The 21,855-nt window shown below is 64.8% G+C and carries 17 protein-coding genes; 11 read left to right on the forward strand and 6 right to left on the reverse strand.

Going from position 1 to position 21,855, the window contains the following annotated elements; all coding sequences use genetic code 11:
• Positions 1 to 98: 98 nt before the first annotated feature.
• The 8 genes from KRR55_RS04850 (at position 99) to KRR55_RS04885 (ending at position 10,670) form a co-directional block, all read left to right on the forward strand.
• Positions 99 to 401, forward strand: a complete 303-nt coding sequence (locus KRR55_RS04850; RefSeq protein ID WP_217387929.1) for a hypothetical protein — start codon at positions 99 to 101, stop codon at positions 399 to 401.
• A 490-nt stretch (positions 402 to 891) separates the two neighbouring features.
• Positions 892 to 2,598, forward strand: coding sequence for a glycerol-3-phosphate dehydrogenase/oxidase (locus tag KRR55_RS04855; RefSeq protein ID WP_336245037.1), 1,707 nt, complete (start codon positions 892 to 894; stop codon positions 2,596 to 2,598).
• A gap of 74 nt (positions 2,599 to 2,672) precedes the next feature.
• Positions 2,673 to 4,187, forward strand: a complete 1,515-nt coding sequence (gene glpK / locus KRR55_RS04860; protein ID WP_217387931.1) for a glycerol kinase GlpK — start codon at positions 2,673 to 2,675, stop codon at positions 4,185 to 4,187.
• Between the two features lie 256 nt (positions 4,188 to 4,443).
• Positions 4,444 to 6,960 carry a leucine--tRNA ligase gene (leuS, locus tag KRR55_RS04865; protein WP_217387932.1) on the forward strand — a complete coding sequence of 839 codons (2,517 nt, stop codon included), beginning with the start codon at positions 4,444 to 4,446 and terminating at the stop codon, positions 6,958 to 6,960.
• A gap of 22 nt (positions 6,961 to 6,982) precedes the next feature.
• Positions 6,983 to 8,161 carry a DegV family protein gene (locus KRR55_RS04870; protein ID WP_217387933.1) on the forward strand — a complete coding sequence of 393 codons (1,179 nt, stop codon included), beginning with the start codon at positions 6,983 to 6,985 and terminating at the stop codon, positions 8,159 to 8,161.
• Between the two features lie 100 nt (positions 8,162 to 8,261).
• Complete coding sequence (locus KRR55_RS04875; RefSeq protein ID WP_217387934.1) at positions 8,262 to 9,044, forward strand: ComEA family DNA-binding protein; 783 nt, start codon at positions 8,262 to 8,264, stop codon at positions 9,042 to 9,044.
• Positions 9,045 to 9,682: 638 nt separating this feature from the next.
• On the forward strand, positions 9,683 to 10,048 hold the full coding sequence (locus KRR55_RS04880) for a hypothetical protein (protein ID WP_217387935.1): 366 nt from the start codon (positions 9,683 to 9,685) through the stop codon (positions 10,046 to 10,048).
• Positions 10,049 to 10,445: 397 nt separating this feature from the next.
• Positions 10,446 to 10,670, forward strand: a complete 225-nt coding sequence (locus KRR55_RS04885) for a hypothetical protein (RefSeq protein ID WP_217387936.1) — start codon at positions 10,446 to 10,448, stop codon at positions 10,668 to 10,670.
• Between the two features lie 305 nt (positions 10,671 to 10,975).
• On the opposite strand, the gene KRR55_RS04890 is transcribed toward KRR55_RS04885, so the two are convergent.
• The 5 genes from KRR55_RS04890 to KRR55_RS04910 form a co-directional block, all read right to left on the reverse strand.
• Positions 10,976 to 11,500, reverse strand: coding sequence for a hypothetical protein (locus KRR55_RS04890; protein WP_217387937.1), 525 nt, complete (start codon positions 11,498 to 11,500; stop codon positions 10,976 to 10,978).
• A gap of 11 nt (positions 11,501 to 11,511) precedes the next feature.
• Entirely contained in the window at positions 11,512 to 12,192 is a 681-nt protein-coding gene (locus KRR55_RS04895; protein WP_217387938.1) for a hypothetical protein, read from the reverse strand.
• Positions 12,193 to 12,559: 367 nt separating this feature from the next.
• Entirely contained in the window at positions 12,560 to 13,093 is a 534-nt protein-coding gene (locus KRR55_RS04900) for a hypothetical protein (protein WP_217387939.1), read from the reverse strand.
• A 641-nt stretch (positions 13,094 to 13,734) separates the two neighbouring features.
• Positions 13,735 to 14,148, reverse strand: a complete 414-nt coding sequence (locus KRR55_RS04905; RefSeq protein ID WP_217387940.1) for a hypothetical protein — start codon at positions 14,146 to 14,148, stop codon at positions 13,735 to 13,737.
• A 113-nt stretch (positions 14,149 to 14,261) separates the two neighbouring features.
• On the reverse strand, positions 14,262 to 16,172 hold the full coding sequence (locus tag KRR55_RS04910) for a hypothetical protein (protein ID WP_217387941.1): 1,911 nt from the start codon (positions 16,170 to 16,172) through the stop codon (positions 14,262 to 14,264).
• 737 nt (positions 16,173 to 16,909) lie between these two features.
• On the opposite strand from KRR55_RS04910, the gene KRR55_RS20570 reads away from it, so the two are divergent.
• The 3 genes from KRR55_RS20570 (at position 16,910) to KRR55_RS04925 (ending at position 21,126) form a co-directional block, all read left to right on the forward strand.
• A complete protein-coding gene (locus KRR55_RS20570) occupies positions 16,910 to 19,468 on the forward strand; it encodes a ComEC/Rec2 family competence protein (RefSeq protein WP_217387942.1) in 2,559 nt (852 codons plus the stop codon).
• 64 nt (positions 19,469 to 19,532) lie between these two features.
• Positions 19,533 to 20,531 (forward strand): DNA polymerase III subunit delta, encoded by a 999-nt coding sequence (gene holA, locus KRR55_RS04920; protein ID WP_217387943.1) that lies wholly within the window; start codon positions 19,533 to 19,535, stop codon positions 20,529 to 20,531.
• A gap of 157 nt (positions 20,532 to 20,688) precedes the next feature.
• The gene (locus tag KRR55_RS04925; RefSeq protein ID WP_217387944.1) at positions 20,689 to 21,126 is read left to right on the forward strand and encodes a hypothetical protein; all 438 of its coding nucleotides are present in this window, start codon (positions 20,689 to 20,691) and stop codon (positions 21,124 to 21,126) included.
• A 229-nt stretch (positions 21,127 to 21,355) separates the two neighbouring features.
• Here the strand turns inward: KRR55_RS04925 and rpsT are convergent, their stop codons facing one another.
• The gene (rpsT, locus tag KRR55_RS04930; RefSeq protein WP_217387945.1) at positions 21,356 to 21,616 is read right to left on the reverse strand and encodes a 30S ribosomal protein S20; all 261 of its coding nucleotides are present in this window, start codon (positions 21,614 to 21,616) and stop codon (positions 21,356 to 21,358) included.
• Between the last annotated feature and the right edge of the window lie 239 nt (positions 21,617 to 21,855).

Raw genomic sequence — 21,855 nt, forward strand, 5'->3', positions numbered from 1 at the left:
CAACGCCCGGAACGGCGCTCACAACCTCGGAGAACAGCCCATGACGGATACCTGCCGTTCCACCCCGCCACCCCCACCTCTCCATCCAGAAGCCGGCCATGAGCACCAACGACCACCTCCCACACGTCACCGTCCACAAAAACCCCTATGTCTGCCCGTCATGGATCGTGTCCTACGGGGCCATCCACATCGGCTCGGCCCACAGTATCCACGTCGCCCACACGGCCGCAGAGATTGCCGCGTATTACTCGCGGATCATCAACCCGCCCAATTGCCACGCCGGCTACCTCATCACCAACGTGCAGCAGGCCCTGGCCACCCGCGGCTACGGCGAGTACTGGACTCCGGCCATGCGCTGCGCCCGGGGACACCTCGCATCGGCCGTCTGCGTCGCTGCGTAAGCGCCTGCCCTGTGAGCCGGTCGATGCCACTGTGCGGCCAGTCGCCGTTCAAATGCCACCCTGGCACGCCGATTGCCGGCCTGGAATGAGCATGATGCCGGACGACATGCACCTCGACACGTAGCCGCGGCGGTGCGGCCTCGAAAGGTGGATCGTCGTTGGAGACGAGGCCTGCGTCGAGGTGCTTGCCCGCCTCGAAGTCCGGCCTCCTTTGGAACACAACATCGTCAAAGCGGCGCTGTTCATTGCCGGCGCCCAGGCGCCGGGCAACGCTCCGGCATTCCCGCAAAGCACAGCCGAAGTGCTTCGGTCAGCGCATGCCCCTCACCAGGCAGGGGTTCCTAGCTGGGCACACGCGGGGCCGGTTCGGCAACGATTCGCCTACGCTTCACCCGCGGGGCTAGGCACCGGCCCGCGCCCCCCGGTAATGTCTACAAGACCATGTGAAGCCCGCTTTACGCCCGATGTGACACCGAAGGATGGCCCCGCCGTGGAAGCCGCAGCGTCCCACCGATCCGCACTCGCCGCCCTGCGCGCCCGGCCCGGCGCCAAGGTGCTCATCGTCGGCGGGGGAATCAACGGCGTGGCGACGTTCCGCCACCTGGCGCTGCAGGGGGTGGACGTGGCGCTGGTGGAGCGCGGCGACTACTGCCAGGGCGCCTCGGGCGCCTCCTCGCACATGATCCACGGCGGCATCCGCTACCTGGAAAACGGGGAATTCCGCCTGGTCCACGAGGCGGTGCGGGAACGCAACACGCTGCTGGAGATCGCCCCGCACTACGTCAAGCCGCTGCGCACCACCGTCCCGATCTTCTCCACCTTCTCCGGGCTGCTGGCCGCGCCGCTGCGCTTCGTGACCCACCGGCCCGGCCTGCGGGCCGAGCGCGGGGCAGTGCTGATCAAGATCGGCCTGATCATGTACGACGTGTTCGCCGGGGCCATCGGGCGCAACACGCCCTGGCACCGCTTCCGCGGGGCCAAGGCCTCCCTCGCGGTGCTCCCGAAACTGCGGGCCGACGTGAAGTACACCGCCACCTACTTCGACGCCTCGGTGCACGACCCCGAGCGGCTGACCCTGGACGTGCTGCGCGACGGGCTGGAGGCAAACCCGCACGCGCGGGCCAGCAACTACGTGGCCCTCATCGGCCACGGCGAGCGCGGGGCGCGATTGCGCGACGAGCTCACCGGGGAGGAATTCGACTTCGACGCGCAGGTCATCGTCAACGCCACCGGCGCCTGGGTGGATATGACCAACGCGGCGATCGGCACCCCCAGCAGCTTCATGGGCGGGACCAAGGGCAGCCACATCGTGCTTGACCATCCCGGGCTGCTGGCCGCCTGCGACGGACGGGAGATCTTCTTCGAGCACTCCGACGGGCGCATCGTGCTGATCTACCCGCTGCGGGACCGGGTGCTGGTGGGCACCACCGACATCGATGCGGACATGGGCGAACCCGCCCGCTGCACCGACGAGGAAGTCGCGTACTTCTTCGAGCTGATCGGCCACGTCTTCCCCTCCATCCCGGTGTCAGCGGAGCAGATCGTCTACCGGTTCTCCGGGGTCCGCCCGCTGCCGCGCCACGACGACACCGCCCCGGGCTTCGTTTCGCGCGACTACCGGATCGAACACACCAGGCTTGCCGGGGGTGCCCCGATGCTGTCGCTGGTCGGCGGGAAGTGGACCACCTTCCGCGCGCTGGGCAGGACCCTGGGCAACAAGGTGCTGGCCGAGCTCGGGGTCTCGCCGATCCCCGGCACCCGGTCGCTGCCCATCGGCGGGGGGCGGGACTACCCCCGGACCCCGGCGGAGCTGGAGGCCTGGTATTCCCGGCGCGCCCGGCAGGCCCCGCGGGCACGGCTCGAGGTGCTGTTGCAACGCTATGGCACCCGCGCCGACGCGGTGCTGGGGTTCATCGGACCAGACGACGCGACGCTGCCGGGCTGCCCGGAACTCTCCGCGGCCGAGGTGCGCTACCTGGGCACGCACGAGCAGGTCGGGACGCTTGCCGACGTTTTCATCCGGCGCACCTCGCTGGCCTTCCGCGGGCTGGTGACCGAGGCGCTGCTGGCGCAGGTTGCCGAGGCGCTGGCACCGGTGCTCGGCTGGGACGCAGCGCAGACCGCGGCGCAGGTCCAGGCGTGCCGGCGCGTGCTCACCGAGGAGCACGGGGCGCATGTGGCCCTGAGCAACGCCTGACACCGCGCACCGCACGGCGCTTCCCGCCGTCGAACGCCACCCCCTACTGAACGGCACCCTTGAAAGGCACCGACATGCACAAGTACGTGATCGCGATCGACCAGGGCACCACCAGTTCCCGGGCCATCGTCTTCGACCATGCCGGCACCGTGGTCTCCACGGGGCAGATGGAACACAAGCAGATCTTCCCGCATGCGGGTTGGGTTGAGCACGATGCCGTGGAGATCTGGAACAACGTCCGCAAGGTCATCGGCATTGCGCTGGCCGAAGGCAACCTCACCCGGCACGACATCGCCGCCGTGGGAATCACCAACCAGCGCGAAACCACCGTGGTGTGGGACAAACGCACCGGCAAGCCCATCCACCACGCCATCGTCTGGCAGGACACCCGCACCCAGGGCATCGTCGAGGAGCTGGCGGCCGACGGGGGAGTCGACCGGTACAAGGAACGCGTGGGCCTGCCGCTGGCACCCTACTTTTCCGGCACCAAGGTCAAATGGATCCTGGACAACGTGGAGGGGGCTCGCCGGGAGGCCGAGGCGGGGAACCTGCTCTTTGGCACCACCGACACCTGGGTGACCTGGAACCTGACCGGCGGCACCGATGGCGGGGTGCACATCACCGACGTCACCAACGCCTCGCGCACGCTGTTCATGGACCTGGAGACGCTGGAGTGGGACCAGGGGATCCTGGCCGACTTCGGGGTGCCGGTCGCCATGATGCCCGCCATCAAGTCCTCCTCCGAAGTCTACGGAACCGTGCACACCTCGCAGCTTCTGCGCCAGGTGCCGATCGCCGGGATCCTGGGCGACCAGCAGGCGGCCACCTTCGGGCAGGCTGCCTTCGGGCCCGGGGAGGCCAAGAACACCTACGGCACCGGCTGCTTCCTGATCTTCAACACCGGGACGGAAATCGTCCGCTCCAGGAACGGACTGCTGACCACCCTGGGCTACAAGCTGGGCGACGCCGCACCGGTCTATGCGCTGGAAGGGTCGATCGCTGTGGCCGGCTCGCTGGTGCAGTGGCTGCGCGACAACATCGGGATGATCGCCACCGCCGCGGAGGTCGAGGAACTGGCAGCCGGCGTGGAGGACAACGGCGGGGTGTACATCGTGCCCGCATTCTCCGGGCTGTTCGCCCCCTACTGGCGTGCGGACGCGCGCGGGGCCATCGTGGGGCTGACCCGCTACGCCAACAAGAACCACATTGCCCGGGCGGCGCTGGAATCCACCGCCTTCCAGACCCGTGAAGTGCTGGACGCCGTGAACGCCGATTCCGGGGTCCCGCTCACCGAACTCAAGGTCGACGGCGGCATGGTTGCCAACGACGCGCTGATGCAATTCCAGGCGGACCTGCTCGGGGTCCCGGTGATCCGCCCGAGGGTCACCGAGACCACCGCGCTGGGGGCCGCCTACGCCGCCGGGCTGGCCGTCGGCTTCTGGAAGGACCTCGGGGAGTTGGGCGCCAACTGGTCCGAGGACAAGAGATGGGAGCCGTCCATGGAACCGGCGGAGCGCGATCGGCAGCTGCGGCTGTGGAAGAAGGCCGTCACCCGCACCTTCGACTGGGTCGACGAGGACGTGCTTTAGGCCACTGTGGCTGGCGCCGGGGGCGGGCGTGCATCCGGCAAGCCCGCGGGGCCGGCGTCTTGTGGGGTAGAATATGGGGCATGAACGCAGTGCTCTTGCTAAGTTAGCCGCATGGGATAAACCCATGCGGCCGCCCCTTGATTGCCAAGGGGCTTTTGTGTGTCAGGGGGCCTACGCCGCCGATACACGCCAGCAACAAGCAGGACAGCCACGTTTCACCCACAGGCGCATGAACAGAAGAAGGCGAAACCCGATAGTGAGCACCCAGCCGACCGGCACCGAAACCGCTGACAACGAGTCCGCCGCAGCGGCCTACAGCTTCCAGGACATGGAAGCGAAGTGGGCACCGGTGTGGGACAAACTCGGCGTCTTCACGCCCAAGGACGACGGTAGCGCCGAACGCCGCTACGTGCTTGACATGTTTCCCTACCCCTCCGGCGACCTGCACATGGGCCACGCCGAGGCCTTCGCCATGGGAGATGTCGTCTCCCGCTACTGGCGCCAGCAGGGCTATGACGTGATGCACCCGATCGGCTGGGACTCCTTCGGGCTGCCGGCCGAGAACGCCGCCATCAAGCGCAACGCCCACCCCGCCGAGTGGACCTACAAGAACATCGACACGCAGGCCGCCAGCTTCAAGCGCTATGCGATCTCCGCCGACTGGGACCGCCGCATCCACACCTCGGACCCGGAATACTACCGCTGGACCCAGTGGCTGTTCACCCGCTTCTATGAAAAGGGCCTTGCCTACCGCAAGAACCACCCGGTGAACTGGTGCCCGACCGACCAGACCGTGCTGGCCAACGAGCAGGTCGTCAACGGCGCGTGTGAGCGTTGCGGCACCGTCGTGACCAAGAAGTCGCTGAACCAGTGGTACTTCAAGATCACCGACTACGCCGACCGCCTGCTCGATGACATGGAAGAGCTCAAGGGCCACTGGCCCGAGCGCGTGCTGGCCATGCAGAAGAACTGGATCGGCCGCTCGGAGGGCGCCCACGTCGATTTCGTCATCGAGGCCGCCGGCGACAAGGAAGCCCACAAGACCACGGTCTTCACCACCCGCCCGGACACCCTGCACGGCGCCACCTTCTTCGTGGTCGCCGCCGATGCCGAGCTGGCCAACGAACTGGTCACCGAGGAGCACCGCGAGGCCCTGGAGGCCTACCAGGAAAAGGTCAAGGCGCTGAGCGAAATCGAGCGCCAGGCCACCGAGCGCGAGAAGACCGGCGTGTTCACCGGCCGCTACGCCATCAACCCGCTCAACGGCGAGAAGCTGCCGGTCTGGGCCGCCGACTACGTGCTGGCCGAATACGGCACCGGCGCGATCATGGCAGTGCCCGCGCACGACCAGCGCGACCTTGACTTCGCCCGCACCTTCGACCTGCCGGTGCGCGTGGTCCTGGACACCGGCGAGGAAGACCCGGCGGCCACCGGCGTTGCCACCGCCGGCGAGGGAACCCTGGTGAACTCCGGGGAGCTGGACGGACTGCCCAAGGCCGAGGGCATCGCCCGCGCCATCGAGATCGTCGAGGCGGCCGGAACCGGCGAGAAGTTCGTGAACTTCCGCCTGCGCGACTGGCTGCTGAGCCGCCAGCGCTTCTGGGGCACCCCGATCCCGATCATCCACTGCGCGCACTGCGGCGAGGTCCCGGTCCCCGACGAGCAGCTGCCTGTCCGCCTGCCCGATGACCTGCGAGGCGAGGCACTGGCCCCCAAGGGCACGAGCCCGCTGGCCGCGGCCGAGGACTGGGTCAACGTGGACTGCCCCAAGTGCGGTGCCGCCGCCAAGCGCGACACCGACACCATGGACACCTTCGTGGACTCCTCCTGGTACTTCCTGCGCTTCGTCTCCCCCCACTACACCGAGGGCCCCTTCGACCCGCAGGCGGTGCGCGACTGGATGCCGGTCGGGCAGTACGTGGGCGGGGTCGAGCACGCGATCCTGCACCTGCTCTACTCGCGCTTCTTCACCAAGGTCATCTTCGACCTGGGGCTGATCGACGTGACCGAACCCTTCAGCGCGCTGCTGAACCAGGGACAGGTGCTCAACGGCGGCAAGGCCATGAGCAAGTCGCTGGGCAACGGCGTTGACCTGGGCGAGCAGCTGGACAAGTTCGGCGTCGACGCGGTGCGCCTGACCATGATCTTCGCCTCCCCGCCGGAGGACGACGTGGACTGGGCCGACGTGTCCCCGGGCGGTTCGCAGAAGTTCCTGGCCCGCGCCTGGCGCATGGCGCAGGATGTCGACAGCGACCCGGGCACCGACCCGGCCACCGGCGACAAGGCGCTGCGCCAGGTCACCCACAAGGCGGTGCACGAGGCAGCCGCCATGCTCGAGGGCGGCAAGTTCAACGTCGTCGTCGCCAAGCTGATGGAGCTGGTCAACGCGACCCGCAAGACCATCGACTCCGGCGCCGGCGCGTCGGACCCGGCGGTCCGCGAGGCCGCCGAGGCCGTCGCGGTCATCCTCTCGCTCTTCGCGCCCTACACGGCCGAGGACATGTGGGCGGCCCTGGGCCACGAGCCATCCGTCGCCAACGCCGGCTGGCCGGCGGTCGACGAGGCCCTGCTGGTGCAGGACACCGTCACCGCGGTCGTGCAGATCCGCGGCAAGGTCCGGGCGCGCCTGGAGGTCTCGGTGGACATCACCGCCGAGGAACTCGAGGCCCTGGCCCTGAACGACGAGGCAGTGGTGCGCTACCTGGACGGCGCGGCGATCAACAAGGTCATCGTGCGCGCACCGAAACTCGTCAACGTGGTTCCCGCCTCCTAGCGGGGGAAGGTAGCCTACAGAGATGAACGCCACCCAGCCGCCGCCCAGACCGCCGAGGCCCGCCGGCCCCGGCGGCTGGGTGGGGCGGCTGTGGGGCAGGCGCGGCGCCGAACCTGCCCGCCAGATGACACCGCCCCGGGGATTCGTGCCCGTGGGCGTGGTCACCGATTCGGCCGCCGCGCTTCCCGAGGTCTGGGTGCGTGAACACGCCCGATACCTGCGCGTGGTGCCCATGCCGGTCATGGTCGACGACCAGATCTTTTCCGAGGGCACCGACGACGTGCCCACCGAGCTGGCCCTCGGCCTGGCCATGGGCAAGGCCGTGCGCACCTCGCGGCCGGCACCGGGGCAGCTGCTGCGCGCCTACCGGGAACTCGCCGATGCGGGGGTGAAGGAAATCATTTCCATCCACCTCTCCTCGGTGCTCTCCGGGACGGTGGATGCGGCGCGCCTGGCCGCTGAGTCCTCGCCGGTGCCCGTCACCGTGATCGATTCGCTTACCGTGGCCCTGGCCCAGGGATTCGCGGTGATGGACGTCGCGGAGCTGGCCGCCGCCGGGGCTCCGCCGGCAGAGCTGGAGGCGGTGGCCAACCGCGCCGCCGAAAACCACGTGTACTTCGCCGTGCCCTCGCTGGAACAGCTCCGCCGCGGAGGACGCATCGGCACCCTGGCCTCGGTGCTGGGCACGTTGCTGAACGTCAAGCCGATCCTTTCGGTGCGCGACGGACAGATCGTCGCCCACGAAAAAGTCCGCACCCATTCGCGCACGCTGGCTCGCCTGGTGGCCATTGCCCGCGACGAGGCAGCCGCGCGTGGGCCCCAGGCGCGCCTGGCGGTGCACTACTTCGGGAACCAGGAAGCCGCCGAGGAAATCGTGCAGGAACTGGCCGGCGCCTCCCTGTTCGAGGTCCTGGCTGTCCCGGTCCCGGCCGTGCTCGGTGCCCACACCGGGGCCGGCGTGTTGGCCGTCGCGATTTCCGGCGGCATCGCGCCCCCGGCGCCCAGACCTGCCAAACCTGAATCCAAGGTAAAGCCCGAACCGAAGCCAAGGCCGGAGCCCAAGCCCCGCACCGAGGCGCAACGCCGGGAATCGCGTCGTCGCGCCGCCGCGCCCTTTCCGCAAGGTGCAGCAGCGCCCGCCACCCAAGAACCTGCTTCTCCCGCCAATCAGGCCAACCCCGAGGACACGGGAACGAACTAGCGCCCCCGGCAGCCGGACCCCGGCGCTACCGGGCCGTGGTTCTCCACAACCGGGCACCGCCGGCGCCGCACGGACCCGAGGATCGTGTGCACTGGAGGGCATGGGCTCTCACGAGTGGGTGGATCATGCCACAAGGAGCAACCTGGCTCCCGTCCCGGGTCGCCTGCGCGTGCTCATTGGCAGGTCCGCCGCGATTGTCCTGATTCTCGGGGCCCTGACCTGGATCTCGGTGTCGCTGTTGTTCAACCCGCCGCCGCGTGCGCCAGGAGCCGCGGAATCCATCCCGCTGGAGACTGCCCCCATATCGCAGGCAAATCCCGTGCCGGCTCCCGACAGAGCAGATGCGCCACCGGTAACGCAGGGGATCCAGTGGCCGGAGGAAGATCCGCAGGAGCCGGGCGCCACTGCCCCTCCGGTGGCCGGCGCGACAGCCGTGGTCCATCTGGTCGGCGCCGTGAAGAAACCCGGGGTCTATTCCCTGCCGCTGGGCTCCAGGGTCCTCGACGCGGTGGATCTGGCCGGCGGCCTGGCCAAGGATGCAGCCCCAGAGGCGATCAACCTTGCCGCACAAATCCGCGACGGCGAACAGATCCGCATCCCGCGCAGGGGCGAGACCGGGCAGCCGCCGGCTGCCGGGGTCCCGGCTCCCGGGACGTCGGACGGAACCAGCGGGACCGGGACCCAGCCGGGGAAAATCAACGTGAACACGGCCGACCAGGGGCAACTGGAGGAGCTGCCGGGCATCGGCCCTTCCCTGGCGGGCAGGATCCTGGAGTTCCGGCTGGCCAACGGACCGTTCAAGAACCTCGGCGAACTTGATGCCGTGAGCGGCATCGGCCCGGCGCTGCTGGGCAACCTGCGCGAACGCGTGGTCTTCGATTGAGCCGCCCGGGCTGCGGTCGGGCGGGCTGGATCTTGCCCGTTGGTTCCCGCCCGACGTCCCGGGAGACGGGCATCGCCAGCGCGACTATGGCACGGCGGCCCTTTGAGCACATCGTCGTCTAGATACTGGTGTTCAATGTCTTCTTCTTGCCAGAACCTGTCGAGTTCTGAGATCTTCGGTGCCAAGTGGGACAAGTCCACTTCCTTGTCGGGGGCTGGAATGCACGAAAAGTGGGTTCGGGACGAGGACACCGAGTACACGAATCTCGTGTATGAGCGCGATGCCTTGCTTTGGGCGCAAAGGAAAGGGTTGGTCTGGCACGGTAGGATACCGAGTACTCAAGAGGCGTTTACCAATAGCTTCTATTCCAGGCCTGACGGTGAAGGTGATCCGGTTGACGACCATAGTCAAATCCAGAGGGCCGACCCCGAGGGCCAAGGCAATCTCGAGGCACGCTTCGACATGATTAGGTGGGTAATGAAATGATCCGGACACGATTCACTGCTGCCGTGTTGGTGCTGTTGGCGGCGCTTACCGGGTGCACGTCCGGGGCAGCGACCGGCACGACCGGAACCGAAGGGACTGCCCCCGTGGAGAGTGAGCTGACCTAGCAGGACGCCAAGGCCAAGGCCCAGGCAATGGAGCTGGAAATCGCCGACCTGATTCCCCAAGACAAGGTGGCCAAGATCGAGCAGCGGGAGACGGGCCTGCTGTTCAGTTGCTCCGAGACACAACACAATTGGAGTGGGTCAACCAACGTCACCTTAGCTGAGGGGACCCAGGAAGAACCAATCTTGAAGGCGATTGAGGCGCATTACCGGGATGGCCCCTTCGCCATCAAATCCGATCTGGACATCGTTGGAGACTATCGGGTGCAATTACGCTCACGAGACGCCGCAGAAAGCTACATCTTCGGCATATTCGAGCCCGGAACGATTCGCATTGCATCGGGGTCTGCGTGCTTTACCTTGCCGGAGGGCGTGCCTTCACGCGGCGAGTTCTAGGCATCGATGGCAGGGGTGGCTACATCCTGGCTCGCCCGTATGATGACGTGCAGTTGGCCTCCGCGACATCCGGCGATGAAGCCGTCAAGGTAAATGGCGACGGACCGGTCATGGAGACGCCCACCAGGATGGTATTTGCGGAGCGTTCATGCTCAAGGCGGCGGCGCAATCGTCAGCGTTGCCGGGCGGGTTGTTCGCTGAATCCGCTCACCGCCGATTGCGCCACGGATTGATCCACGATCGCGTTTTGCGCCGAGCGGGCGGCCATTCGCGGCCGGGGTGGGGTTGCTCAGCGTGGGACCGCTTATGCCTGACGTAGGGGAGGCCGCACCATCATCGCTACCGCCATTGAAGACAATTGGAAAACTCTCGGAGACGCGCACAAGAAGGTGGTCAGATGATCCGGACACGATTCACCGGCGCCACATTGGTGCTATTGGTAAGTCTCACCGGTTGCGCACCCTCTGATCCGTCGGTGGCACTGAACTATACGAAGACAACGGGGGGCGAACCTGTGGAGAATGAGTTGACGTGGCAGGAGGCCAAGGCCCAGACACAATCCATGGAACTGGAGATCGGCAAGCTGATTCCCGAAAAAATAGCTCTGGGACATTCTCAGTAATTCTTGTCGGTGGTGCCTCGGCAATGCAGTTTTCCGGTGCTTGATCTTGGAGCCGGCTGACCGAAACGGGAAGGGCCGCCGACCCGGGGAAAATCACGGAACCGACTGCGCCCGGGCCCCCGGTAAATGGATCGGGCTAGGGCATGGTTGATTTCGGGCTTGCGGACAAGGCTGAAGGAGGTGAGTGACTATGACGTTGCTCGACGCCCGTACGGAAGATTGCATCGGCCCTGAGCGTCAAGAATAAACTCAAGTGACAAAATCCCATGGACGTGCGACGAGCACACCCCCTTTGCCATCAGTGCCTAGAAGTCGCCGCCCGGATAGACACCCTCAGGCAACGTGAAGCAGGGAGATCCAGAATCGATACGAATTGTGTCGGGGTCCCATCCTGCAGCCACGATATAATTCTCTGCAGTGTTCAATGACCGTAACTGGATTTCGTAATTTCCCACATTGTCAATATCTGTTTCGATATCGAACTCGCTGTCCTGGTAGTGCGCTTCGATATCTTTCACCAGTGGCTCCGGTTCAGTACCCTCCGTCAACGTAACTGTGGCTGATCCGAGCCAGTTATGTTGTGTTTCGCTGCAACTGAACAGGGTACCGGTTTTCTTGTTATGGATCTTGACGGCCTTGGCTTCGGGAATCAGCTCCGCGATCTCCAGTTGCATGGCCAACGTCCGGGCCTTGGCCTCCTGCCATGTCAATTCGCTCTCCACAGCGCCTCCCTCCTCCGTTGTCGTCACGCTGGTCGGGTCCCCAGACTGATCACTTGGCATGCATCCGCTGAGACCTGCCATCAGCACCACCGCGGCGATGGCTGTCAATCGTGTCCGGATCACTTCATTACCTCGTTGAGCACGTGCTTCAGCACCTTCCTATTCTCTTGGCTGTTGGTGGCGATGAGAGTGTGGTCGTCAATCGGGTTCCCATCAGGCAGGATACTTCCATGGTTAGGCCTGTTGTAGCCGTGATTAGTAAATGATTCATGTGTAATTGGTACCTTACCGTCCCAAACCTGACCCGTTCGTTGCGCCCAGAGTAGGACGTCGTCCTTATACGCGAAATTCGAGTACAGGGTCTCCGCATTCGGAACCCACTGTTCTTGCATCCCGGCCCCGGAGAGGGATATCGACTTCTCATACTCGGCACCGAAGATTTCAGAGCTCGTGAGGTTCTGGTACCCCCAGCTGTGCCCGATCCCGACCTGCTCGGTGCCCTGAAGGAGCGGATCGGTTTTCATCCCCGGCTGGAAGCTTGCCAGCTGCCGTCCAGCGTCCAATCCACGCCCTGGATCGTTAGCCTCACCAAGGCGGCCGAGATCCGTCCCGCGCTCACGCTGGTTTTCCCCCGGGAAGAGCCCGTCTTTGTACACGAACGCCACCGTACCCGGGGCTTCTTCCACCAGGTACCTGGAGAATTCCTGGGTTCCACCGTCGTAAAAACTCTTCAGGCTCGTAAACGTGCCCGGAACATACGTGGCCACCCGCCGCGTGTCCTCGCTCGGGGTGCCGATCATCTCAACACCGAATACCCGCTCGATGCACGAAGCTCCACCTTGCTGCCGGGGCCGCGTAGCCCGGCCCACCACTTGGCGACCCGTTCCGGGGGCACTGACGCCAGGGGGTTGACCCATTCCGGATTCCCCGACGCAACTTCCGCCTCCAGTGGAAAATCACGGAACCGACGGCGCCCGGGCACCCGATGAAAGATCCGGGCCAGGGCATGGTTGATTTCGGGCTTGCGGACAAGGCTGAAGGAGGTGAGTGACTATGACGTTGCTCGACGCCCGTACGGAAGATTGCATCGGCCCTGAGCGTCAAGAATAAATCCAAGTACCAAAGTCCCAGGGGCACCCGGCGAGCACCCATCTTTGCCATCAATGCTTAGAAATCACCACGCGGATACTCTCCTTCAGGCAAGGTGAAGCATGCAGAGCCAGAAGCGATACGAATTGCATTCGGGTCATCTCTGACGATGATGTAGGACGCTGCAGTGTCTGGAGAGCGTAGCTGCACCCGATAATTTCCAGTGATGCTGAGATCTGTTTCGATGGTGAAGCGGCTGTCCTGGTACTGCGCTTCAATCGCCTTGACGAGAGGCTCTGGTTCTGTCCCCTTGCTCAGAGTGACAGTGGTCGCCCCATTCCAATTGTGTTGTGTTTCACTGCAGCTGAATAGAGTACCGGTTTTCCCTTGGTCGATCTTCACCACTTTGTCTTCGGGAATCAACTTGGCGATCTCCAGTTCCATGGCTTGCGCCTGGGCCTTGGCCTCCTGCCACGTCAACTCGTTCCCCACAGGTGCGGCCTCTTTCGTTGTCGTCGATTTGGACGGTTCACCGTACTGATCACTTGGCGCGCATCCAGTGAAACTTACCATCAGCGCCACCGCAGCGACTGTGAATCGCACACGATTCATCTCTTCACCAACTCCCTCATGTCTTCGAGCACTTTCATATTCTCTTGGCTGTTAGTCGCGATGATGGTGTGATCTTTTTTGCTGTCAGCGGAGATACTGTTGTAAAAGGAGGTGGGTCTAATACCAGCAAGCATGCTTGAACAAGTTGCACGCGAAGCCCAGGGTCAGCCCTGCTTCTCCAACGGCTCCACCAGGGTGTGCACGCTGTGCTCCTGACGGGAAAGGGTAATCACGGCGCCGAAATGGGTCTCGGGGCATACTCAGTACTTCTTGTCGGTGGTTGCCTCGGCTATGCGATTGTCCAGTGCCGGATCGTGACCCGCGCAGTCGGCACTCCGCATTGGCGACCTGCTGGTGAAAGACCAACGCCCGGGACATGGATCTCGGCGTCACCGGCTCGCGACCTGGCCGCCAGCCGGCTGCCCGAAAACGGGAAGGGCCGCCGACCCGGGAAAATCACGGAACCGACGGCGCCCGGGTACCCGATGAAAGATCCGGTCCAGGGCATGGTTGATTTCGGGCGTGTGGACATTGATGAGGCCGGAGGCTGACTAGGACTTTGGTCGACGTCAGTACAGAAGGCCGCATCGGTCTTGAGCACCCAGGGGCATCCAGCGAGCACCCACCTTTGCCAGCAATGCTTAGAAATCACCACCCGGATACTCGCCTTCAGGCAAGGTGAAACAAGCAGAACCAGAATCGATACTGATCGTCCCCTGGCCATCCTTGACGATGATGTAATTCTCTGCAGTGTCCGGAGAACGAAGCTGCACCCGATAGTCTCCGACAATGTCGACATCTGTTTCGATGGTGAAGCGGCTGTCCTGGTAATGTGCTTCAATCGCCTTGACGAGAGACTCTGGCTCTGTCCCCTTGCTCAAAGAAACAGTGGTCGCCCCATTCCAATTGTGTAGTGTTTCACTGCAGCTGAATAATGTACCGGTTTTTCCCTGGTCGATCTTCACCACTTTGTCTTCGGGAATCAGCTTGGCGATCTCCATTTCCATGGCTTGCGCCCGGGCCTTGGCCTTCTGCCACGTCAACTCGTTCTCCACGGGGGTGCTCCTTTCTATTCCGACCGTACTGGTGGGTTCACCAGACTCGCTGGGCGCGCACCCCGTAGTACCTAACAGCAGCGCCACCGCAGCGACAGCCAATCGCACTCGAATCATTTCTTCACCAGCTTTTGCATGTCCTTTAGTACTTTCTTATTGTCTTGACTGTCGGACGCGATGACGGTGTGGTCGTCAGCCAGGCCGCCCTCACCGAAAGGCCTGGCGTAGACATGGTTCTCAAAAGCCTCATGGGCACGTGGCACTTTACCGTCCCAAACCAGCCCCGTATCTTGCATTATGTACAAGCCATCTCCCTCGTATACGTAATTCATGTATTGCGTTTCCGCATCGGGGACCCACTGTTCATGCATCCCGGCCCCCGACAGGGAAATGGACTTTTCGTATTCGGCACCAAAAATTTCGGAACTCGTGAGGTTCTGATACCCCCAACTGTGTCCGATGCCGATCTGCTCGGTTCCCTGAAGCAGCGGGTCCGATTGCATCCCGCGCTGGAAGCTTGCAAGCTGGCGTCCAGCGTCCAAGCCACGTTCCGGGTCGTTCGCCTCACTAAGACGAACATTATCTTGCTCGCCGGCGTAGGGGTCTTCCCCCGGGAAGATTCCGTCCTTATACACGAACGCCGTCGTACGAGGAGCCCAACGGACCAGGTACTTAGAAATTTGTTGAGTACCGCCATCGTAAAAACTCGCTCGGCTCGTAAAGGTGCCGGGAATATACGTGATCACGCGCTGAGTATCCTGATCCGGGGCTCCGATCATTTCAATGATCCGCGACTTCCCACGGTCATACAAATACAACTGCACATCCCCGGACCTAACCTTCTTCAGGTACTCGATCTCCTTCACGAGGAATTCCCGGCGCCCCTCGGTCCGGTACGCCATCGGGTCACCGACAGCGACTTTCCGAAGCATGGCGAGCTCCGACTCGGCCGCCTCGATATCCGATCCCGCAACCAATTCATTGGCATACACACGGTCCAGCGCAGGGATTCCGTCCAAGGACCCGAACACCTTGGGTGCAGATCCCAGTAGAACCCGCTGCTGCACCGAATAGCCGTTCGATGCATCAAGCTCCACCTTGCTGCCGGGGCCGCGTAGCCCGGCCCACCACTTGGCGACCCGTTCCGGGGGCACCGAGGCCAGGGGGTTGACCCATTCCGGATTCCCCGACGCAACTTCCACCTCCAGTGGCGAAGCCGTGGCGAGAAACGTCAGGAGGGTCTCCCCGGGCACCTCGCTCGGGGAGATAGCCAGGGCCAGAGACGTCGTGGACAACTCAATCGGCACGGTCAAATCGGCGCCTTGCCCGGCGGTACGGAACGCGTCCGCAATCCACCACAATTTCTCGTCATCATCGCGGTCATCCTTGTTAAACCGAGAGACGGCCGGAGCGAACGCGTCCACGTCACTCAACGCCCACGAGCATGAAGCCTGGAACTGACCAAGGGCACGCACGACGCGTTCGCACGTCTGTTCAACGACTTCGCGCTGTTCGGTGAACAGTGCTGACGCCCGCTTCAAAGCGTCCGGCACGGCGGAACTCGTGCCCGAGCCCCCGCCGGTTGCCCACACGTGAGGCTCGAAGACCATCGGTGGGAGAACCACTTCGGGGCGGCGAACCTCGGACTCGGAGAACCATCCAGGAAACGTAAGCCCCAGAACCCGGGCCCTCACATACTCGGCACCAACAGCCATGAAGCCGTCCTGGGCCAGATGCCACAGGGCCTTCGCCTGCTCGTTCTTTAGTTCCTGGCGGGCCTGTTCGGCCTGGGTCTTCGCGAACCGCACCTGACTTGTCAGATTCTCCAGCGCCCCGACCACTATGTTCCGTGCCGCCGACTGCGCAGCAGCATTCCGCTGGAACATCACGGCGAACGGCCCACGAAACTCATCCAGCGCCTCTCCGGTCACAGATGCTCGCGGCCCACGCTGCTCGCTCAACACCGCAACTGCCTCATCGCACGCGGAGATCAGCTGATCGGCGACACTTTCGTCAAAGTCCATTCGAAACCTTTCCCATACGGAACCTTGGAACGCCCACCCGTGCGCTGGCAATGCCCAGCAAGCGGAAGACGGCACGCTGGCAGTCCTCAACAGTCAGAAGTAGCCCGGTCCTGCGGCAGCAACGGTGTCGCTAGGCGCCGCACACCGTGGTGACAACATCTTGAGAAGGGCACTGCAGCCGGGTCCACGCTTCGCGCTCCGTGCGCGCTTCATCGAACGTAGCCATCGTATCCATATACCGACGAATGACCAAATGGTTTACTAACTGCGAGGTTCCAAGATTCGCGATATGGAGGAACTTCACCCTCTACTCGCGGACGTAGGCCATGTCCATCGCGGGTGTGAGGCCATCGGGGCCGGTCAGCCCGTCCTTCTTGAAGGTGTTGCGCAGCAGCAGGACTTCGCTCGGGTCGATTCCCGACACGTGGAAAGTGCTGCTGACCCTGAGGCGCCCCTCGAATCCGGCCACGGGCAGCGTCTAGCTTGGCAACCTTGAACGCGCGCTACTCGACCACGGAGAAGCCGAATCGTTGCCGCCAAGCTCCTATATGTGCGTCCGCATGTCCGAAACCAACCATGATGCCGGTTGAATCGGCCAGACCGAGCCAAGGTTGCGCCTCGGCAGCAGTGCCGATGTCGTGCTCCTTCCGCCTCCGATTCCCGGAAGGCACCGTTGTTGTCCACAGCCGGGCGCTGCCCGGACCGCATGGCAACGTTCATCGTATGGTCTTGAGTGCATGGGTTCTCACGAATGGGGCGATGCTGGAGCAGGAAGCAAGCGGCACCAGGATCCGGGCCTGGGGCGGCTTGCAAATTTCCTCCGCGCTGCGCTGGCACGGCGGCCGAAAGACGAACCGGAGCCGGAACCGGGGCCAATCGATGTGCGCGGTTGCTGGGCGTTGGCCGCGACCTGGGCCGCGGCGCTGGGCGGGGTGCAGCTGGCCGAAGCCCGCCAGCTGTATTGGGCGGTGGGGCTGTGGCTGGCCGGCGGCACGGGGTTGCTGGCGTTGCTGCGTCCCCGGCACGGGCGGCTGGGCGGAGTTGCGACGCCCAGCTTTGCAGCACCGGCACTGGCCTGTGCCGCTGCCGCGTTGGTCTTCACGCAATTGGTGCTGACCGGGGCTGGCAGCAACCCGGCCGAGCTGGAGGCAGCGGCGTCCGGCGGGTCGCCGGTGCGTGTCCAGCTCGCCTTCACAGCAGCCCCGAGGGCCGGGAGCGTCATCGACAGGTTCTCCGAGGACGCCCGGGAACATCGACAGTTCACCGTCGAGGCGCGCGTGCTCTCCGTGGCCCGGCGAGGGAACTGGGTCGTCTCCGGAGTGCCGGTGCGGCTGAGCTATGCCGAATCCCGCGCCGGAGGCGTCCCGCCGGCCGGCGGCAGCACCGTCGAGGTGCTGGCCAAGGTTTCGGCCGCCGAGCCCGGGGACCGGCAGCGCTTCTGGCTCAACGCCGCCGCGGACCTGCTGCCGGTGGGCGAGCCCAAGCCGCCTGGGGTGTTCGAGGCGATGCGCGCCCGCTTCGTGGCGGCCTGCGCATCGCTTCCGCAACCGGCCCGAACCCTGCTCCCCGGCATGGTGTTCGGGGACCGCAGCGGGACGGACGAGGCCCTTAATGAGGCCATGAAGGTGGCCGGACTTTCACATTTGAGTGCTGTCAGCGGGGCAAACTGTGCCATGGTGCTGGGCTTCGTCATTTCCCTTGGTCGCATGCTGGGACTCGGCCGGCTGCCTACGCTGGGGCTGGGTCTGGCGGCGTTGCTCGGATTCGTGTTCCTGGTGGGCTACGAACCCAGTGTCCTGCGCGCGGCGGTGATGGGGACCATCGCCGCGGTGGGCCTGCACGCTTCCCGCGGCAGAAACGCCCTCGCGGCCCTGATCCTCGCCGTCGTGCTGCTGTTGGCCATTGATCCCTGGCTGGCCGGCGAGCCCGCCTTCCAGCTATCGGTCCTGGCCACTGCCGGAATCGTGGTCATCGGCCGGCGGATGGCCGCTGGGCTGAATCGGTGGATGCCTGCCATCCTGGCGGAGGGGACGGCGATTGCGCTGGCGTCGCAGATCGCCTGTCTTCCGGTCCTTGTGGCGCTGAACCCCGCCTTCTCGCTGTACTCGGTTCCGGCGAATCTCCTGGTTTCGCCCTTCATTGCCCTCATCACCGTGGCGGGGACGCTGGCCGTGGTGGTCCTGATGGTGTTCCCGCTGGCGGGCATGGCACTGGTGTGGGTGGCCGGGATGCCCACCATGCTGGTGGGTCTGGTGGGAACCTGGATTGCGTCGCTGCCCGGGGCGCTGCGTCCGTGGCCGGTTGGGGTGGCGGGCGTTCTGCTCGCGTGGGGAATCGTGCTGGGAACGCTGGTGGCACTGGGCCACGTGCATCCGTCCTCCGGATCCTGGAGATCGCGCATGCCCCTGGCGGCACAGGGCGTGGTGACCGGGGTGCTGCTGGGCCTGCTGTTGCCGGTCACCGCGCTGGTGCCGGCACCCGTCGTCGACTGGCTGGTGGTTGCCTGCGATGTCGGCCAGGGCGACGGGTTGTTGATCAATGCCGGAGTCGCCGGGGCCGTGGTGGTCGACACCGGCAGGACCCCGGAGGACATCGCGGCCTGCCTGCAGCGGATGCGCGTGAGGAAGGTGGCCGCATTGTTCATCACCCACCGCCATGCGGACCATGACGGCGGGATTGCCGGGGTGGGTGAGCGGCGGCCCGTGGAGGACCTCTATTGCTCGACGGCCGATGACCCGGCGGACCCGCCCCGGCTCACCGACTCCCGTGGCATCAAGGTGCCCGCCAGCCAGCTCGGTTCCGGCGCGACAGGAACCGCCGGCACGGTGGCCTGGCGGGTCCTGGGCCCGATCCCCAACGGGGTGTTCACGGGAGAGAACGACGCTTCCCTCGTCATCCGCTTCGAGATCGAGGTGCCTGGGAACCAGCGCCGGATCTCCGTTCTGGCGACCGGCGACATGGAGGATGAAGCCATGGACCAGCTCATCGACAAGGGACTTATCGGGCACGCGGATGTGCTCAAGGTTTCGCACCACGGTGCCGAAAATGGCGGCGTTCGCACGGCGCCGACAGTCCGCCCGGCACTGGCGCTGGTCAGTGTCGGCAGGGAGAACACCTATGGGCACCCCTCGGACGAGGCCCTGCGGGCCTTGGAGGAGAACAAGGTGGCCGTGATGCGCACCGACCTCAGCGGAACCATCATTGTCGGCTGGGACGGGGAAGGGCTGCGGGTCTCCTCGCTGGGTCCGGCCGAGGAATCGACACCGACACGGATGCCGGCAAAGGGCCGTGGGTGACGAAGCTTTTTCGGGTTGGCGATAGGATCGATGGGGTTCGTCAAACACTAGGTAAAGGTCGGTCATGGCAGCGCCACGAGGAGCATCCAAGAACGCGGGCATTTCATGGCGGTCCGTGGCCCCTGCCCCGCTGATCCTGTTGCAGGGTACCGAGGAGTTGCTTGCCACACGGGCCTTCGACACCGTGCGCAGCACCCTGCGTGCGGGCGCCGAGATCGAGTTGACCCGCTTCGAGGCGAGCAGCTACGAGCGCGGGGAAATGCTGCTGGCATCCAGCCCGTCCCTCTTCAGCGAAACGAAGCTGATCGAGGTCCGTGGCCTGGCGACCATGAACGAGGATTTCCTCAACGACGCCCTGGCCTACGCGAAGTCCCCGGCACCCGAAGTCACCCTGGTCATGCACCACGGCGGGGGAGTGCGCGGCAAGAAGCTGCTGGATGCCCTCAAGGCCGCCGGGGCGGTGGTGGTTGACTGCCAGCCGCTGAAAAAGGACGCGGAAAAGATCGACTTCGTCACCCAGGAATTCCGGGCCGCAAAGCGCAAGCTCAGTGCCGAGGGCGCACGCGCCCTGGTTGCCGCCCTGGGCAGCGACCTGTCCGAATTGGCTGCCGCCTGCTCGCAGCTCTTGCAGGACACCACCGGAGCCATCGACCAGGACATGGTCGACAAGTACTACGGCGGGCGCGTGGAGGCCACCGGATTCAAGGTGGCCGACGCTGCGTTGGCCGGCCGGGCGGACATCGCGCTGAGCACCTTGCGCCACGCCCTGGCCACGGGCACCGACCCGGTGCCCATCGTTGCGACGCTGGCCATGAAGCTGCGCCAGGTCGCCAAGGTCGCCGGGGCGCGCAAGTCGTCTGGGCAGCTCGCCAGCGAACTCGGCATGCCGCCCTGGCAGGTCCAGCAGGCCCAGGAACAGGCCCGGCACTGGAACCCCGACGACCTCGCCCGCTGCATCCGGTTGGTGGCCGAAGCCGATGCCCAGGTCAAGGGCGCCTCGCGGGATCCGGAATACGCCGTGGAGCGTGCCGTAACCCAGATTTCCCTGGCCGCCCGCCGCTAGTACCAGGGCGGAGGGACGCTGAGTCTGGAGCACGGCGAAGAGCCTGCCATGTGCTTTCGATTTCCCCTCGCCGGCAGTCTCGAATTGCCGTGGAACGCAACCACGTCCCGCGCCAAAGCCGCGTCGATCGCTACCGGTTCCGGGCTATGCTCACAGCATGAAGCAGGGAAAGTCCGTTGTCCTGGCCGCCGGGTTGCTGGCGGTGTTCATCACCGTTGTCTTGGCCGTGGTCAAGCCCGGGGCCGCCTGCCCGGCTGTGGCGTATGTTGACGTGGGCGACGTGGAGATCGAATTTGCGGCCGAGCCCTACTCGGTGGCTGCCTGCTTCGGGATCGAATGCAGTCCGCAACCTGTCGCGAGGTCGGCTGAGGGAAAATGGGCAGTTCCGCAGTCCCCGCCGTACCTCCCGCCGGAACCGGGTGCCCGCGGTGGGGAAATACGCGGTCACGTCACGACTCTTCGGGTGGTGGCCACAGGCTCGTCGGGCCTTGCGGTGGATCGCTCAAATGCCATCTGGTCGGAATCCACCGGTGCTTTCCGATTCTGGACCGTTTGCCCCGGTCCCACAAGATACTTGCCGGTGCAGGTGCCCTGAGCGCAGGGGCGAACGAAGGGTTCTCGACTTCGCGGAACGATCCCCACCCGACTAGCCCGTGAAGCGAGGGGCCCACACTGGGCCCGGATGATGGACGTCCACCGGAATTCCCCTAGATCGGCCCACAACGACGCACGTCGCGGGGGAGGGCTGCCGTCATCAAACACGAAAGGCTCCCTTTCCCCTAGAAATGGAGGAAAAGGAGCCTGACGATTCAGTGAAGCAATCCTTAGAGGGCGTTAACCTTCTTGGAGATGGCCGACTTGTGGTTGGCTGCGTTGTTCTTGTGCAGCACACCCTTCGTAGCGGCCTTGTCGATCTTGCGACCTGCTGCAACCAGGGCAGCTGCTGCTGCATCCTTGTCTTCGGCTGCAACGGCAGTGTTCACTGCGCGGATTGCGGTGCGAAGCTCGGACTTGACGGCAGCGTTACGCTGGCGCGACTTCTCGTTGGTGAGAATGCGCTTCTTCTGGGACTTGATATTAGCCACTGTATTAAACTCTCTTGCTCATCGCTTGTATGGTCGGTGAGGGATATCTTCCGGGCCATTGACTGAGCGGCGTGGGGATACCTATGGCGACCCGGGAGAAGTGCCCGTCGACCTGCGCGGACACACAAGAAGTAATACTAGCAGGTTCGGATGGCCATCACGAGTCGAGATCGTGGGCCAGCGCTGTGAGCTACGACTGCCGTGGCGAAGCGGGGATCGCGGCTGTGCCCGTGCATTGC

Source organism: Paeniglutamicibacter quisquiliarum (assembly GCF_019084045.1).
Lineage (GTDB): Bacteria > Actinomycetota > Actinomycetes > Actinomycetales > Micrococcaceae > Paeniglutamicibacter > Paeniglutamicibacter quisquiliarum.